At 68.0% G+C, this 14,399-nt stretch carries 16 protein-coding genes; 5 read left to right on the forward strand and 11 right to left on the reverse strand.

The features are described from left to right. Positions 1 to 8 precede the first annotated feature (8 nt). Positions 9 to 497, reverse strand: coding sequence for a DUF2867 domain-containing protein (locus ACZK4H_RS17595; RefSeq protein WP_278252902.1), 489 nt, complete (start codon positions 495 to 497; stop codon positions 9 to 11). Between the two features lie 14 nt (positions 498 to 511). After that, complete coding sequence (locus ACZK4H_RS17600; protein WP_099552948.1) at positions 512 to 1,174, reverse strand: serine/threonine-protein kinase; 663 nt, start codon at positions 1,172 to 1,174, stop codon at positions 512 to 514. Positions 1,175 to 1,259: 85 nt separating this feature from the next. On the opposite strand from ACZK4H_RS17600, the gene ACZK4H_RS17605 reads away from it, so the two are divergent. Further along, positions 1,260 to 3,254, forward strand: coding sequence for a bifunctional DedA family/phosphatase PAP2 family protein (locus tag ACZK4H_RS17605; protein WP_099603980.1), 1,995 nt, complete (start codon positions 1,260 to 1,262; stop codon positions 3,252 to 3,254). A 96-nt stretch (positions 3,255 to 3,350) separates the two neighbouring features. On the opposite strand, the gene ACZK4H_RS17610 is transcribed toward ACZK4H_RS17605, so the two are convergent. From ACZK4H_RS17610 to ACZK4H_RS17620, 3 genes are all read right to left on the reverse strand, one after another. Then, the gene (locus ACZK4H_RS17610) at positions 3,351 to 3,929 is read right to left on the reverse strand and encodes an LON peptidase substrate-binding domain-containing protein (RefSeq protein ID WP_099552946.1); all 579 of its coding nucleotides are present in this window, start codon (positions 3,927 to 3,929) and stop codon (positions 3,351 to 3,353) included. After that, a complete protein-coding gene (gene mpl / locus ACZK4H_RS17615) occupies positions 3,926 to 5,290 on the reverse strand; it encodes a UDP-N-acetylmuramate:L-alanyl-gamma-D-glutamyl-meso-diaminopimelate ligase (RefSeq protein ID WP_099552945.1) in 1,365 nt (454 codons plus the stop codon). Before mpl ends, ACZK4H_RS17610 begins: the two co-directional genes overlap by 4 nt. Before the next feature lie 328 nt (positions 5,291 to 5,618). Next, a complete protein-coding gene (locus ACZK4H_RS17620; protein ID WP_014038375.1) occupies positions 5,619 to 6,182 on the reverse strand; it encodes an adenylate kinase in 564 nt (187 codons plus the stop codon). A 136-nt stretch (positions 6,183 to 6,318) separates the two neighbouring features. Between ACZK4H_RS17620 and ACZK4H_RS17625 the strand changes: the two genes are divergently transcribed. Together ACZK4H_RS17625 and ACZK4H_RS17630 are read left to right on the forward strand one after the other, a co-directional pair. Beyond that, positions 6,319 to 7,575 (forward strand): 6-phosphofructokinase, encoded by a 1,257-nt coding sequence (locus tag ACZK4H_RS17625; protein ID WP_099552944.1) that lies wholly within the window; start codon positions 6,319 to 6,321, stop codon positions 7,573 to 7,575. Between the two features lie 118 nt (positions 7,576 to 7,693). Next, positions 7,694 to 8,083 (forward strand): DUF488 domain-containing protein, encoded by a 390-nt coding sequence (locus ACZK4H_RS17630; protein ID WP_099552943.1) that lies wholly within the window; start codon positions 7,694 to 7,696, stop codon positions 8,081 to 8,083. A 119-nt stretch (positions 8,084 to 8,202) separates the two neighbouring features. On the opposite strand, the gene ACZK4H_RS17635 is transcribed toward ACZK4H_RS17630, so the two are convergent. Continuing rightward, positions 8,203 to 8,706 (reverse strand): hypothetical protein, encoded by a 504-nt coding sequence (locus ACZK4H_RS17635; protein WP_099552942.1) that lies wholly within the window; start codon positions 8,704 to 8,706, stop codon positions 8,203 to 8,205. 282 nt (positions 8,707 to 8,988) lie between these two features. Between ACZK4H_RS17635 and ACZK4H_RS17640 the strand changes: the two genes are divergently transcribed. Beyond that, positions 8,989 to 11,016 carry a sodium-translocating pyrophosphatase gene (locus ACZK4H_RS17640; protein ID WP_099552941.1) on the forward strand — a complete coding sequence of 676 codons (2,028 nt, stop codon included), beginning with the start codon at positions 8,989 to 8,991 and terminating at the stop codon, positions 11,014 to 11,016. 35 nt (positions 11,017 to 11,051) lie between these two features. On the opposite strand, the gene ACZK4H_RS17645 is transcribed toward ACZK4H_RS17640, so the two are convergent. From ACZK4H_RS17645 to ACZK4H_RS17665, 5 genes are read right to left on the reverse strand one after another with little or no spacing between them, the layout of a single operon-like run. After that, complete coding sequence (locus tag ACZK4H_RS17645; protein WP_099552940.1) at positions 11,052 to 11,771, reverse strand: energy transducer TonB; 720 nt, start codon at positions 11,769 to 11,771, stop codon at positions 11,052 to 11,054. Continuing rightward, positions 11,768 to 12,193, reverse strand: coding sequence for a TonB system transport protein ExbD (gene exbD, locus ACZK4H_RS17650; protein ID WP_099552939.1), 426 nt, complete (start codon positions 12,191 to 12,193; stop codon positions 11,768 to 11,770). Before exbD ends, ACZK4H_RS17645 begins: the two co-directional genes overlap by 4 nt. A gap of 9 nt (positions 12,194 to 12,202) precedes the next feature. Next, a complete protein-coding gene (exbB, locus tag ACZK4H_RS17655; RefSeq protein WP_099552938.1) occupies positions 12,203 to 12,931 on the reverse strand; it encodes a tonB-system energizer ExbB in 729 nt (242 codons plus the stop codon). After that, positions 12,918 to 13,385, reverse strand: coding sequence for a YbaN family protein (locus tag ACZK4H_RS17660; RefSeq protein WP_099552937.1), 468 nt, complete (start codon positions 13,383 to 13,385; stop codon positions 12,918 to 12,920). Before ACZK4H_RS17660 ends, exbB begins: the two co-directional genes overlap by 14 nt. A 31-nt stretch (positions 13,386 to 13,416) precedes the next feature. Continuing rightward, entirely contained in the window at positions 13,417 to 14,004 is a 588-nt protein-coding gene (locus ACZK4H_RS17665; protein WP_099552936.1) for a biliverdin-producing heme oxygenase, read from the reverse strand. 108 nt (positions 14,005 to 14,112) lie between these two features. Between ACZK4H_RS17665 and ACZK4H_RS17670 the strand changes: the two genes are divergently transcribed. Continuing rightward, a complete protein-coding gene (locus ACZK4H_RS17670) occupies positions 14,113 to 14,370 on the forward strand; it encodes a DUF2789 domain-containing protein (protein ID WP_099552935.1) in 258 nt (85 codons plus the stop codon). Positions 14,371 to 14,399 lie beyond the last annotated feature (29 nt).

Raw genomic sequence — 14,399 nt, forward strand, 5'->3', positions numbered from 1 at the left:
GTGTCGCGTCACCGGTACGCCTGCACCTGCTTCTGCAGCAGATGCGGCACGATCAACCTGTGCACGGGCGCGACCGGCAGCATGTAGAGGCGCCCGAACGCGTTGTGCGTGTGCACCACCGTCGCCACTTCCAGCACGTCGCCCTGCCATTGCAGGGCAAGCTGTACGCGCAGGTGGCGATCATCGTCTTCCAGCACGATGGCATCGTCATCCAGCGACTGCAGGGTGAAGATGCCCAGCCGCTGGCCGGGAGCCGGATCGACAGTGTCCTGCACCGCCCGCAACGAACCCAGATGTTTCATGCCCAGCAGGCGCATGCCGTGGTTGCGCAGTGCCATCAGGCCATCGAACCAGCCGGGAATGGTCGCCGCCATGTCGCGGTAGGCCTGCAGTGCGGTACGCCCGTCGCGCCGGGTGGTGGCCTGGCAGGCGTGCACGAACTCCGCACCGGGCAGCTGAGCAAGCAGCACGCTACCCGCGCTGGGCGGGGCGCTCATCACCTGCGATGCACTCACGGCTTCGGTCCCTGCCCCTCGTTGTCTTCCCAGTGCAGGATGCGGCGGGTGATGAAGCGGTAGACCGGCTTGCCGGTGGCGAACCACAGCTCGCGCACCCACGAGGTACGCTTGAGCACGCGCTTTTCCACCGGAGTGAGCGATTCACGGCAGTACATGCGCTTGTGCTTGAGCAGGTGGCGCAGGTCCTCGCGGGCCAGCAGCCGCATCCAGCGAGAGCGCGGGTTGCCGATCACCGCCAGCTGGAAGTCGATCAGCGCCGGGCGGCCATCCTCGGTGACCAGCCAGTTGGCCTCCTTGGCCAGATCGTTGTGGGCCACGCCACGGCGGTGCAGCTGCTGCAGCAGGCGCCGTGCGGAACGGAACCAGGCCAGGTCGCCGCGCGGCGGACGCTGGTACATGGCATCGCCGGCCATGAAGCTGCGGTCGAGGTGGCGGCCATCCCAGGCCAGCAGCTGCGGCACATCGGCCATGCCATGGATATGGCGCAGCGCGCGCGCCTCGCGACGTGCAAGCCACCACGCGGGCAACCGCAGCCACAGCGGCGTGGCGCCCAGATCGCGGCGTACGAACCGGCCGTCGGGCCCTTCAACCAGAAGGATCTGACCGAAACTGTCGGCCTTCAAAGCATGGTGGGGAGCGTCTGGCATATGCGGCATGCCCCCATTCTAGGCGATGGCGCCGGTTGCAAACGGTCACGAAGCGGCTGGGAACCAGTCACCTTCACGCCCCTATAATCGGGCAATGGACTCTTCATGGATCGACGCCACCCTCGCGTGGATTGCCGCTCACCCCGTGCTGGCGGGTGCCGTTATCTTCCTCATCGCCTTCTGCGATGCGGTGATCATTCTCGGCGCCATCGTGCCGGCCCTGCCGCTGCTGTTCGCGGTGGGCGTGTTCATTGGCCTGGGCCAGATCTCCGGGCCGTACGCGGTGGCGGCTGCGGCATTGGGTGCGTTTGCCGGCGATGGCATCAGCTACTGGATCGGCCGTCGCTGGGGCGATCGACTGCGCGGCATCTGGCCGTTCAGCCGCTATCCGCAGCTGCTCGACCGTGGCGAGAACCTGTTCCGCCGCAATGCATTCAAGAGCATCCTGGTGGCGCGCTACGTTGGCGCGATCCGCCCATTCGTGCCGGCCATCGCCGGCATGATGAAGATGCCCGCCAGCCGCTACGTGCAGGCCAGCGGCATCGCCAGCATTTCCTGGGCAGTGCTGTTCCTGGCCCCCGGCTGGATCCTCGGCGAAGCGTATGACGCGGTGGCTGCCGTGGCCGGTCGACTGGTGGTGGTGGTCGGCCTGCTCGCGGTGATCCTTGGCCTGGTCTGGGCCATCGTGCTGTACGGCTACCGCTGGTCGGCCGCGCGCATGGACAACTGGCTGGCACGCCTGCTGGACTGGTCCAACCGCCACCCGACGCTGGGCCGCTACACCGTCGGCGTGCTGGACCCGAAGCGCCGCGAATCGGTGCCGCTGGCGATGCTGGCGTTGATGCTGCTCTTGCTGGGCTGGGGCTGGTTCGCGCTGCTGACCGTGGTAGTCGCACACGGTGAGCCGCTGGCCATCGACCTGCTGGTGCACCAGGCCATGCTGGCGCTGCGTAATCCTCTGGCCGACTACCCGATGGCGGCCCTGGCCTCGCTCGGCGCCTGGCAGGTGCTGTTGCCGGCCACGGCCGCGGCGATGGGCTACCTGATCTGGCGCCGGCGCTGGATGGCCGCCGCGCACTGGTTGGCAGCCCTGGCCTTCGGCCTGGCGTTGACCATGCTGCTCGGCGCCACCGTGGATGTGGTGCGGCCTGTCGATGCCAGCAGTGGCTTCGGCTTCCCGTCGGTTTCGGTGACCATGGCCACCATCACCTTCGGCTTCTTCGCGGTGCTGATCGCACGCGAGATGCCCGGCCGCACCCGCGTCTGGCCGTACCTGGTCTCGGGCATCGTGGTCAGCCTGATCGGCTTCTCGCGCCTGTACCTGGGCGCGCATTGGCTGAGCGATGTGATCGGCGGCATGCTGTTCGGCACGTTCTGGCTGCTGGTGCTGGGCATCGCCTACCGCCGCCGCTTCAACCGCTCGTTCTGGGTGAAGCCGGTGGCCTGGCTGTTCTACGGCGTCTTCGCCGTGGCGGCCATGTGCTATGCGCCACGTAACATCCCGGTGAAGCTGGAACGCTTCGAACCGACCCTGCCGGCCCCGCAGGCGATGGACATGCAGGCCTGGTGGCAGCACGACTGGGTGACGCTGCCGGCGCGCCGCAACGAGTTCGACGACGACCAGCGCTGGCCGCTGGACGTGCAGGTGGCGGGACCGCTGGCGCCGCTGCAGGCGCAGCTGGAAGCGCGCGGCTGGAAGCGGCAGGAACAGGCCGGCTGGCAGCAGGCGCTGCTGATGCTGGACAAGAACACCGGCGCCGACGAACTGCCGGTGCTGCCGGCCACGCTGGAAACGCGCGTGGAGGCGCTGCTGATGGTGCGCCAGGGTGCGAAGCCGGATGAGCGCTATGTGCTGCGCCTGTGGCCGGCACCGGCACAGCTGCAGCCGGGCAACACGCCGCTGTGGCTGGGCAGTGCACAGACCCTGCGTTACGAGCGCCACTTCGAATGGATCGGCATGTGGCACCCGCTGCGCGGTGTCGACCCGGCATTGAACGCGGTGAAGGACGCCGTGCAGGACCTGCCGCAACGCGAGGACGTGCACAGCGAAACCGGGCTGCCGGTGCTTCGGTTGAAGACGCAGCCGTGATGGATCCGCCGGGCATGGCCCGGCGCTACCGGAACGCGGACGGGTAGCGCCGGGCCATGCCCGGCGGTGTAGATCCACGCCATGCGTGGATGGCTTCTACGGCATCCAGCCCAGCAACTGCTGCAACCGCTGGTGCGGGTCATCCAGCTGCAGCAGCTGCAAACGTTGCTGCTCGCTCAGCGGCAGCAGCTCGGCCAGCCGCCAGCCGACCCAGCTGGCCTGGTCCAGCAGCGCCGGATTGGCCGGCGCATAGGCCTCACCGGCCTGCTCGATGATGTGCCCCAGCACCGTGGCCAGCAGTGCATGCTGCGGCCGCAGTTCGTCATCGGGGTCTTCCTCGCACCAGCGCACATCGGCCACCACCAGGCCATTGTCGCGCACGCGGGTGCGCTCGACATGGAAGCGGCGGGTGCCGCGCAGGCGCAGCTGCAGCACGCCGTCGGCGCCGACATCGAAGTCTTCGATGCGCACCTGCACGCCGTAGGCCGCCGGTGTTGCCGGTGCCCCCACTTCCTGGCCGTCGAGGATCAGGCAGACACCAAAGCCTTCGCCACTACGGCCGCTGTCGCGCACCAGATCAAGGTAGCGCCGCTCGAACACGCGCAGGCCCACCGCTGCACCCGGCACCAGCGTGGTGTGCAGCGGAAACAGTGGCAGTATCGTATCGCTGCTCATCGGGCCTGCAGCGCGGCAAGGAAGCGGCGCGGTGCGCCGTCGAAGCCACCATTGGACATGAACACCACGTGGTCGCCGCTGCGCGCGCTGGCCTGCAGCTGCGCCAGCAGCGCGGCGGTATCCGGCACCGCGTGCGCTTCACCACGCACCGCGGCGATCACAGCGGCGGCATCCCAGGCCAGTTCCGGGCGGTGCAGGAACACCACTTCGTCGGCCAGCGCCAGCGAGGGCGCCAGCGCCTGCGCATGGGCGCCCAGACGCATCGAATTGCTGCGCGGCTCCATTGCAACCACGATGCGCGCATCGCCCACCTTGGCACGCAGGCCTTCCAGCGTGGTGGCAATCGCGGTCGGATGATGGGCGAAATCGTCGTAGACGGTGATGCCGTCGTGGCTGCCGATCACTTCCATGCGGCGCTTGACGCTGCGGAAGCGCGCCAGCGCCGGGATCACCTCGGACGGCGCCACGCCCACTGCATGTGCAGCGGCCAGCGCGGCCAGGCCGTTGAGCACGTTGTGACGGCCAAGCAATGACCACTGCACATCGCCCAGCGCCTGCCCGCGATGGTGCACACGGAACGCGCTGCCATCGGCAGCCAGCAGTTCCGCATGCCATTCCAGGGACGGGTCGAAACCGAAGCGCTCGACCGGGGTCCAGCAGCCCATCGCCAGCACCTCGGCCAGGTGCTGATCCTCGCCGTTGACGATCAGGCGGCCACGCGCCGGCACGGTGCGCACCAGATGGTGGAACTGGCGCTGGATCGCGGCCACGTCCGGGAAAATGTCGGCGTGGTCGTATTCAAGGTTGTTGAGGATGGCCACCAGCGGCCGGTAGTGCACGAACTTGCTGCGCTTGTCGAAGAAGGCGGTGTCGTACTCATCGGCCTCGACCACGAATTCGCGGCCCTGGCCCAGGCGCGCGGAAACGCCGAAATCCTCGGCCACGCCGCCGATCAGGAAGCCCGGCGAGCGCCCGGCGCTTTCCAGCAGCCAGGTGAGGATGGTGGTGGTGGTGGTCTTGCCATGGGTACCGGCCACGGCCAGGGTGTCGCGGCCCGGCAGTACCTGTTCGGACAGCCACTGCGCACCCGAAATGTAGCGCTGGCCGGCGTCGAGCACGGCCTCCACGGCCGCATTGCCGCGCGAGAGCGCGTTGCCGATCACCACTTCATCGGTTCCGGCCGGCACGCTGTCGGCGCGATAGCCCTGGTCCAGGGTGATGCCCAGCTGTTCCAGCTGGGTCGACATCGGCGGGTAGATGGCCTGGTCGCTGCCACTGACCGTATGGCCGAGTTCCCGCGCCAGGGCGGCCACGCCGCCCATGAAGGTGCCGGCGATTGCAAGGATATGTACGCTGCTCATGACCGGGGATTGTGACCGATGACGGCTGTATAGGGCCAATGTCCGCCCCCGGGTAAGACAAGTCCTACACCGGATGTGAGAAAACTCCAATCTTCTGTCAGGGAATTCCCGATAGCGATGTTCTGTGAACCCGGACACAATTCGAACTGCCAGCCGCAGTACCCGAACCGGTCCTACTCCCCAAGAGGCCATCCCCAAGGGAGCTCATGCTGCGGGGCCCTGAGCAAGCCCTCTGCTGGCGCCTATGAAACGACACAGGCCTGATCCTCGCGGACCAGGCCTGTGTTTTTTGCGCCTGAAGGGCCGGCAGCAGGCCGGCCCCACCGGATCAGGCCTTGATCGCCGCCAGGATGCGGGCTTCGATCTCGTCCAGTTCACCGACGCCGTCGACGCGGGCCAGGGTGCCACGGCCAGCGTAGAAGTCGACCACCGGGGCGGTCTGGTCGTTGTAGACCTGCAGGCGCTGGCGCACCGCTTCCGGATTGTCGTCGGCACGACCCTGCTCCTTGGCGCGACCGGCGATGCGGTCGACCAGCAGCTCGGTGGCCACGTCCAGCTGCACCACGGCATCCAGCGGCTGGCCGATCTTGGCCAGCAGGCCGTCCATCGCGTTGGCCTGGGCCACATTGCGCGGGTAGCCATCGAGGATGAAGCCCTTGGCGACATCGGCCTGGGTCAGGCGCGACTCCAGCATGCCCAGCAGGATGTCGTCCGACACCAGGTTGCCGGCATCCATCACCGTCTTGGCCTGCTTGCCCAGCTCCGTGCCCGCGGCGATTTCCGCGCGCAGCATGTCACCGGTCGAAATGTGGGCGATCCCCAGCTTTTCCTTCAGGCGCGTCGCCTGTGTCCCCTTGCCCGAACCGGGCGGTCCCAACAGAACCAATCGCATTGACCTGACTCCAACGTGTTGAAAACAAAGAAGGTTCGCGTCCCGGACGGACCGGTATCGCTGCACCGCAATAGCGCCACTTTACCGCATCCGGGTAATGTCCCTGCAATGTCCTTTCCCCCGAGCAGGTAGACGCATGCGCAACGGTACTCTCCTCTACGCCCAATCCGGTGGTGTCACCGCAGTCATCAACGCCACGGCGGCGGCGGTGATCGAGCAGGCCCGGGCCAAGGGCATCAAGGTCCTGGCCGCGCGCAACGGCATCCTCGGCGCGCTGCGCGAAGAGCTGATCGACACCAGCAAGGAGAGCGCTGCGGCGATCCGCGCCCTCGCCCATACCCCGGGCGGCGCCTTCGGCTCGTGCCGGGTCAAGCTGAAATCGCTGGACGCCGACCGTGCCCGCTACGACCGCCTGCTGGAAGTGCTGCGTGCCCACGACGTGCGCTGGTTCCTCTACAACGGCGGCAACGACTCGGCCGATACCGCGCTGAAGGTCTCGCAGCTGGCCAAGGCCTCCGGCTACGACCTGACCTGCATCGGCGTGCCCAAGACCATCGACAACGACCTGGCGGTGACCGACACCTGCCCCGGCTTCGGCTCGGCGGCCAAGTACACCGCGGTGTCGGTGCGCGAGGCAGCACTGGACGTGGCGGCGATGGCCGAAACCTCCACCCGCGTCTTCATCTACGAGGCGATGGGCCGCCACGCCGGCTGGCTGGCCGCCGCCGCTGGCCTGGCTGGCAACGGTGATGACGAAGCGCCGCACATCATCCTGCTGCCCGAGCGCGCCTACGACGAGGCCGCGTTCCTGGCCAAGGTGAAGGCGGTGGTCGAGCGCGTCGGCTACTGCGTAGTGGTGGCGTCGGAAGGCATCGCCACCGCCGATGGCCGCTTCGTTGCCGACGCCGGCGGCGGCAAGGACTCGTTCGGCCACTCGCAGCTGGGTGGCGTGGCCGCGCACCTGGCCGGACGGGTCAAGGACCAGCTGGGCCTGAAGGTGCACTGGGCACTGCCCGACTACCTGCAGCGCTCGGCCCGCCACCTGGCCAGCAAGACCGACTGGGAGCAGGCGCAGGCGGTCGGCAAGGCTGCCGTGCAGCTGGCGCTGAAGGGCCAGAACGGCGTGATGCCGGTGATCGTGCGCAGCAGCGACGCACCGTACCGCTGGAAGATCGAAGCGGCGCCGCTGTCGAAGATCGCCAACCACGAGAAGAAGATGCCGGCCGGCTTCATCCGCCGCGATGGCTTCGGCATCACCGCCAAGGCGCGCGCCTACCTGTCGCCGCTGATCAAGGGTGAAGCGCCGCTGCCCTACGGCGCCGACGGCCTGCCGAAATACGTCACGCTGAAGAACGTGGCGGTGAAGCAGAAGCTGCCACGCTTCGAGGGCTGACCCGGAAAAAGGGACGGAGGGGATTAAGTCGCATACGCCCCTCCGTCATCTCCAACAGCGTCAGTAGTGGGTCGGATACGACTTAATCCCCTCCGTCCCCTTTTTGTGGAGGAGCATCATGGCACTGCGTGTTGTTCGACTGGGTACGCCGCGCGCTCCCGGCGAGGGCCTGCGCATCGGTACCGTGCGGCGACCACCGCGCGGTGTGCCGCGCACCGAGTTCGCCCGGCAGGACTGGTATGACGTCTGGTTCCCGACACTGTCGCCCAGCGCGGCACTGGTGAAGCAGGCGCACGAGGCGAGAACGGCCGCCGACTGGAATTCATTCTTCCGCCACTACACGACCGAGATGAAGGCGCCCGATGCCGCCCACGCGCTGGACCTGCTGGCTGCGATGTCGCAGCACAGTGACATCAGCGTGGGGTGCTATTGCGAGGATGAGGCGCACTGCCACCGCAAGGCCCTGCGCGAGCTGCTGGTGGCGCGTGGGGCGACGCTGGCGGAGTGATTGCAGGGGAGTCGGCCAGCGGCCGGCACTACCAGGTTGCCCGCCGGGCATGGTCCGGCACTACCGATGCGCAGCGAAGTAGATCCACGCCATGCGTGGATGCGCGCTGCTGGACGGCCTCAATTGCAGGCCTTGCCTTCCATCTGCAACTGCGCGGCGAACATGGTCACCTGCGGAATCTGGCCGGCAGCGGCCTGCTTCTTCGCCTCTTCCAGGTAGATGCGCGACTGGCCCTGCCCGTCCAGCTCGACCTTGTTGCTCGACGGCAGCCGCCACACGCGCACCACCGCCTGCTGTGCCGGGCACGCAGCACTGGGCACGCGGATCACATCATTGAGCTTCCAGCCCTTGCCGGCACTTGGCTGCGCCTTGGCGTAGTCGACGAAGCGCGCGCGCGGCTGGCATTGTTCGCTCGTACGCACCGCAGAGAAGCGATACGGCTCGGCCGCCTGCCCGGTGAATGCACCTTCCAGGCGCGCACAGGCCTCGGGGATCTGCCGCAGCGTATGCACCGCGCCTACTGCCTGAGGTGCACCCACGGCACGCTGCAGTTCGGGGGTTTCCGCCGCGAAGGCCGGCAGCGCCGGGGCCAGGGCGGCGAGCATCAACAGGGACAAGCGCATGGGGAATCTCCTTCAGGACTGCGCGCAGGCTTGCAGAGATTGGCTTAACGGGGTGCAAAGGCGCGTGGGTCGAGCAGCCGCGGCACTCGGCGGGCGCGGCCCGGCGCTACCATCCAGCCGCGGGTGCACGCATACTGCGGGTACCAGGGAATGCTGAACACCGCCATACGTCGGACGACCACCAAGGTCGGTACGGGTTGGTTCCAGGCTGCAGCCCGTCGTCCCCCTCGTGGTGCCGTTCATCGCCACTGGATGCCTACATCCATTCTGCGGAGGGGTCTAATGCTGGAACGTCACGGGCTGTCATTGGCGCTGGGCTGCGCCATTCTCGCGATCCTGTTCGGAATCGTCTCGGCGCGCTGGATCCTGCGCCAACCCACCGGCAATGAACGCATGATCGCGATCGCCACCGCGATCCAGGAAGGTGCGCGTGCCTATCTCAACCGCCAGTACCTGACCATCGGCGTGGCCGGTGTGGTGCTGTTCGTGCTGGTCGGTGTGTTCCTCAGCTGGTACACCGCGATCGGCTTCGCGGTCGGCGCGGTGCTGTCCGGCGCGGCCGGCTACATCGGCATGAACGTGTCGGTACGCGCCAACGTACGCACTGCCGAAGCTGCACGCCACGGCATCAGCGCCGCAATGGACGTCGCCTTCCGCGGCGGCGCCATCACCGGCATGCTGGTGGTCGGCCTGGGCCTGCTGGGTGTGGCCGGTTACTACGCATTGCTGCTGCGGATGGGCCTGCCGATGGAACAGGCGCTGCACGCGCTGGTCGGCCTGGCCTTCGGCTCCTCGCTGATCTCGATCTTCGCGCGGTTGGGCGGCGGCATCTTCACCAAGGGTGCCGACGTCGGCGCCGATCTGGTCGGCAAGGTGGAAGCCGGCATTCCCGAAGACGATCCGCGCAATCCGGCGGTGATCGCCGACAACGTCGGTGACAACGTCGGCGACTGCGCCGGCATGGCCGCCGACCTGTTCGAGACCTATGCAGTCACCGTCATCGCCACCATGCTGCTGGGCAGCCTGATGCTGGCCGAGGCAGGCGCCAACGCCGTGCTGTATCCGCTGGTGCTGGGCGGCGTTTCGATCATCGCCTCGATCATCGGTGCGCTGTTCGTCAAGGTGAAGCCAGGCGGCTCGATCATGGGCGCGCTGTACAAGGGCGTGATCGTCTCCGGCGTGCTGGCCGCCATTGCCTTCTACCCGATCACCACCGGGTTGATGTCCGACAACGTGCACGGGCCGATGGCGCTGTATGGCTGCGCCTTGATCGGCCTGGTGCTGACCGGCCTGATCGTGTGGATCACCGAGTACTACACCGGCACCCAGTACAAGCCGGTGCAGCACGTGGCGCAGGCGTCGACCACCGGCCACGGCACCAACATCATCGCCGGCCTCGGCATCTCGATGAAATCCACCGCGCTGCCGGTGGTGGCGGTGTGTGCGGCGATCTGGGGGGCGTTCGCGCTGGGCGGCCTGTACGGCATCGCCATCGCCGCCACCGCGATGCTGTCGATGGCCGGCATGATCGTCGCCCTGGATGCCTATGGACCGATCACCGACAACGCCGGCGGCATCGCCGAAATGGCCGAGCTGCCCTCGGAGATCCGCGACATCACCGATCCACTGGATGCGGTGGGCAACACCACCAAGGCGGTGACCAAGGGCTATGCGATCGGCTCGGCGGCGCTGGCGGCGCTGGTGCTGTTTGCCGACTACACCCACAACCTGCAGGCCGCCAACCCCGGCCAGGAATTCCGCTTCGACCTCAGTGACCACACGGTGATCATCGGCCTGCTGATCGGCGGCCTGATTCCCTACCTGTTCGGTGCGATGGCGATGGAAGCGGTCGGCCGCGCCGCCGGTGCGGTGGTGGAAGAAGTGCGTCGCCAGTTCCGCGAGATCCCCGGCATCATGCAAGGCACAGGGAAGCCGCAGTACGACAAGGCGGTGGACATGCTGACCCGCTCGGCGATCCGCGAAATGATCGTGCCTTCGCTGCTGCCGGTCGCCGTGCCGGTGGTGGTCGGTCTGCTGCTGGGGCCACGCGCGCTCGGCGGGCTGCTGATCGGCACCATCGTGACCGGCCTGTTCGTGGCCATCTCGATGACCACCGGCGGCGGTGCCTGGGACAACGCCAAGAAGTACATCGAGGACGGCCACTTCGGCGGCAAGGGCAGCGAGGCGCACAAGGCCGCGGTGACCGGCGATACCGTCGGTGACCCGTACAAGGACACCGCCGGCCCAGCGATCAATCCGCTGATCAAGATCATCAACATCGTGGCGCTGCTGCTGGTGCCGCTGCTGTAGATCCACGCCATGCGTGGATGACGGGCCTGGCCCGGTCACCGCCCGCGCAGGAAGAACGACACCGGCACCATCACTTCCACCGGGTCGCCGGCCACTTCGGCCGGCGGCGCCGGGACCGGGCTGGCACGCTGCACGGTATCCAGCGTCTCCTGGTCGAGCAGCGCGAAGCCACTGCTGCGGCCCAGTTTCAAACCCGAGACCGTGCCATCGCGGGCTACTGCGAAGCGCACGTAGACCACGCCCTGCTGGCGCAGCCGCTCGGCCTGGCGCGGATAGCGCCGATGCTTCTGCAGATGCCCGAGCAGGCGTCCTTCCCAGGTTGCCTCGGCACGACTGCGCTCACCCGCCGTGGTCTGCGGTGCGGTGTAGCGCGCGGCCGCGTCGGCGGCCACCTGCGGCGGTGCGCTGGTCTGCGCGACATTGGCGTCGGCGGTGTCCGGCGAGGGCGTCGGCTCCGGTGTACGCGGCGGTGGCAGGTCACCCTGCGGCTGCACCGGCGCCTTCGGTTGCTCGCGCAGGGCCGGCTTCGGCGCCTGCCGCTGCTGTTGCTGCTGCAGCGGACCGGTGGCGACCTCGCGCGGCGGCACCGGCGGTGCCTGTGCCATCGGCGCAAGTTCCAGCATCAGCGCGGCCGGCGGCGCCGTCGCAGCCAGCACCGGTGCGCGCGTCGCCCACCAGCAGGCCGCGCCGATCAACAGCGCGTGCACCAGCAGCACGATCGCCAGGCTGGTCGCCCAGCGCCGCAGTCCACTCATCGTGCGCCCTGCTCCAGGCCGACCAGCGCCACCTTCAGGTAACCCGCCGCACGCAATGCATCCAGCGTGGCCATCAGTTCGCCGTAGGGCACACGGGCATCGGCGCGCAGGAAGATACGCTGCGCGGTGTCACTGCGGGTGGCGGCCTGCAATGCAGCGGCCAGTCCGTCGCGCGCCACGGACTGTTCGCCAACGCGCAGCGACAGATCGGCCTGCACGGTCACATACACCGGTGCCTGTTCCGGCGGCGTAGCGCTGGCGCTGCTGGCCGGTAGCTGCACTGGCACTGATACGGTGGCCAACGGTGCGGCCACCATGAAGATGATCAGCAGCACCAGCATCACGTCGATGAAAGGCGTGACATTGATCTCGTGCGCTTCTTCGGGCGCATCGTCGCGGTCGGACGCGGTCCTGATCGCCATCGTTACGCCTCAGTGCACCGCACGCAGCGGTGCCGCTGCGGTACGCGGCACGGCACGATCAAGATCGCGCGAGACCAGCTGCTGCACGGCCGCCGACAGATCGCCGAGCAGCCCCCGCAGGCCAGCCAGCACGCGGCTGAAGTGGTTGTAGACCAGTACCGCCGGAATCGCCGCGACCAGGCCGAGCGCGGTGGCCAGCAAGGCCTCGGCGATGCCGGGTGCGACCACCGCCAGGTTGGTGGTGTTGCTGTGGGCAATGCCAATGAAGCTGTTCATGATGCCCCACACCGTGCCGAACAGCCCGACGAACGGCGCCACCGCACCGATGCTGGCGAGCACGCCGATACCGCGCCGCTGAACGCGTGCGGTTTCCAGTTCGATGCGGTCAAGGCGGGAGGCCACGCGCTCCTTGATGCCCTCGCCGCTGTCCAACGCCTGCGACAGCCGCAGTTCGGTGCGTGCGGCGTCCAGCATCGCCCGTGCGGTGCCCTGCTGCAGGCTTGCCTCTTCGCTCTGCGCCGGCAACTGTGCGGACTGCAGCAACAGCGCGCGCGCCGCACGCAGCTGCCGGGCCTGTCGGGCCAGCTCCCAGCCCTTGGCCAGCAGCACGGTCCAGGTGGCCAGCGACGCCAGTGCCAGCGCGATCATCACGGCTTTCACCACCACGTCGGCGGCCAGGTACATGCCCCACGGGGTCAATGCGGGGGCGGCCACAGGGGCCAGGTCAGCAGGCAGCATCGTCTCGGTTTCCATCAGCATCAGGGGGCGCTGCGCGACGACGGGCCGCGCGCGGATCATTGGCGTCGTCCACTTCCACCAGTGGCGTGGGCTCCATGCGCGGAGCCGGACGGCTGAGCACATAGCCGGCGCTGACCGCGAAGAACAGGCCCACGCCCAACAGCAGGCGCCACGACGGATGCGCGCCCCAGCAGAACAGCGCGAAGCCCACCGCCATGCCGGCACTGGCGAACGCCTTGCCCTTGCGCGACACCGCACCCTGCTCACGCCACAACCGCAGCGACGGGCCATAGCGCGGATGCGCCAGCAGGCGCTGCTCGAACTTCGGCGAGCTGCGCGCGAAGCAGCCCACGGCCAGGATCAGGAAGATGGTGGTCGGCATCACCGGCAGCAACGCGCCGATCACCCCGAGGCCAACCATCAGCCAACCCAGCGCGAACCAGAGCCAGCGCATCAGCGCTGCACCTGTAGGCGCGCGCCGTGCATCAGGCGAATTCCACTTCGACGTGGCCGTGCACGCTGCGGAACGCGGCGTCGGCCGCATCGATCACCTGCTGCTCCTGCTCGGTACTCAGCGGTACCGCGTCCAGCGCAGCGGTGAACTCACGCCAGTGGCGCGCCGCGCCATCCGGATGCGCGGCCAGGTGGCGGGCGCCGAAATCACGGTCCAGGCCGAGCTTGGCAGCCATCTTGTACAGAATGGTGCCGCCCAGGTTGGAGCCTTCAGCCACGTACAGCCAACCCAACGCAGCCGGCAGTGCCAGGTCCGAGGGCAGCGCGTCGATGTCCGCGCCTGGCAGGGTCTGCTCCAGGTCCTGCAGGTCGCGTGCGACCTGTCCAAGGCGCCGGCGCTCACCGAGATCGGGCAGCAGTGCGTCCAGCGCAGGGTTGGCATACAGCGCATCGATGCTGCGGTGGAAGCGATACTGCACGCGCAGGAAACGGGCGAAATTGCTGCGGTCGGCGAAGATATCGCCGGCCATGATGCGCTTGTCCAGGGCACCGTGGCTGTCGCGGGTAGCGGCCTTGAGCCGCAGGCTGCGGCTGTCTTCGGGAGCGATGTGTGCGTTCATGGGGGAATGCCAAGGGGGTCGTCCTGCTGTAGACGTCTGCCACGGGGCTTTCCCCAAGCCCGTGTGCACCGATAATGGGCCATCCCCTTTTTCCACCCGGAACCGACGATGATCACCACCGAACCGCGCATGACCAACCTGTTCCTGCAGCTGGGCCTGGACGCCAGCGCCGAGGGCATCGCCCGCTTCATCCGCGAGCACCAGCTGGCCACCGATGTCGAAGTGGTCGAGGCGCCCTACTGGAACGATGCCCAGCGCCAGTTCCTGTCTGAATCGCTGCAGGCCGATGCGGCATGGAGCACCGTGGTGGACGAGCTGAACGAGTCGCTGCACGAAGATGCGGTGAAGGCTTCGACCGGGCTGTAAACAGACGCCGGGCATGGCCCGGCGCTGTC

This window comes from Stenotrophomonas sp. 78350_Sma (assembly GCF_056482105.1).

Coding starts and splice junctions, on each gene's coding strand:
- ACZK4H_RS17645 (WP_099552940.1), bottom strand. CDS start 11,771: ATGAGTGGACTGCGGCGCTGGGCGACCAGCCTGGCGATCGTGCTGCTG.
- ACZK4H_RS17665 (WP_099552936.1), bottom strand. CDS start 14,004: ATGAACGCACACATCGCTCCCGAAGACAGCCGCAGCCTGCGGCTCAAG.
- ACZK4H_RS17640 (WP_099552941.1), top strand. CDS start 8,989: ATGCTGGAACGTCACGGGCTGTCATTGGCGCTGGGCTGCGCCATTCTC.
- ACZK4H_RS17620 (WP_014038375.1), bottom strand. CDS start 6,182: ATGCGATTGGTTCTGTTGGGACCGCCCGGTTCGGGCAAGGGGACACAG.
- ACZK4H_RS17670 (WP_099552935.1), top strand. CDS start 14,113: ATGATCACCACCGAACCGCGCATGACCAACCTGTTCCTGCAGCTGGGC.
- ACZK4H_RS17660 (WP_099552937.1), bottom strand. CDS start 13,385: ATGCGCTGGCTCTGGTTCGCGCTGGGTTGGCTGATGGTTGGCCTCGGG.
- mpl (WP_099552945.1), bottom strand. CDS start 5,290: ATGAGCAGCGTACATATCCTTGCAATCGCCGGCACCTTCATGGGCGGC.
- ACZK4H_RS17600 (WP_099552948.1), bottom strand. CDS start 1,174: ATGCCGCATATGCCAGACGCTCCCCACCATGCTTTGAAGGCCGACAGT.
- ACZK4H_RS17625 (WP_099552944.1), top strand. CDS start 6,319: ATGCGCAACGGTACTCTCCTCTACGCCCAATCCGGTGGTGTCACCGCA.
- ACZK4H_RS17605 (WP_099603980.1), top strand. CDS start 1,260: ATGGACTCTTCATGGATCGACGCCACCCTCGCGTGGATTGCCGCTCAC.
- ACZK4H_RS17635 (WP_099552942.1), bottom strand. CDS start 8,706: ATGCGCTTGTCCCTGTTGATGCTCGCCGCCCTGGCCCCGGCGCTGCCG.
- ACZK4H_RS17610 (WP_099552946.1), bottom strand. CDS start 3,929: ATGAGCAGCGATACGATACTGCCACTGTTTCCGCTGCACACCACGCTG.
- exbB (WP_099552938.1), bottom strand. CDS start 12,931: ATGCTGCCTGCTGACCTGGCCCCTGTGGCCGCCCCCGCATTGACCCCG.
- ACZK4H_RS17595 (WP_278252902.1), bottom strand. CDS start 497: ATGAGCGCCCCGCCCAGCGCGGGTAGCGTGCTGCTTGCTCAGCTGCCC.
- ACZK4H_RS17630 (WP_099552943.1), top strand. CDS start 7,694: ATGGCACTGCGTGTTGTTCGACTGGGTACGCCGCGCGCTCCCGGCGAG.
- exbD (WP_099552939.1), bottom strand. CDS start 12,193: ATGGCGATCAGGACCGCGTCCGACCGCGACGATGCGCCCGAAGAAGCG.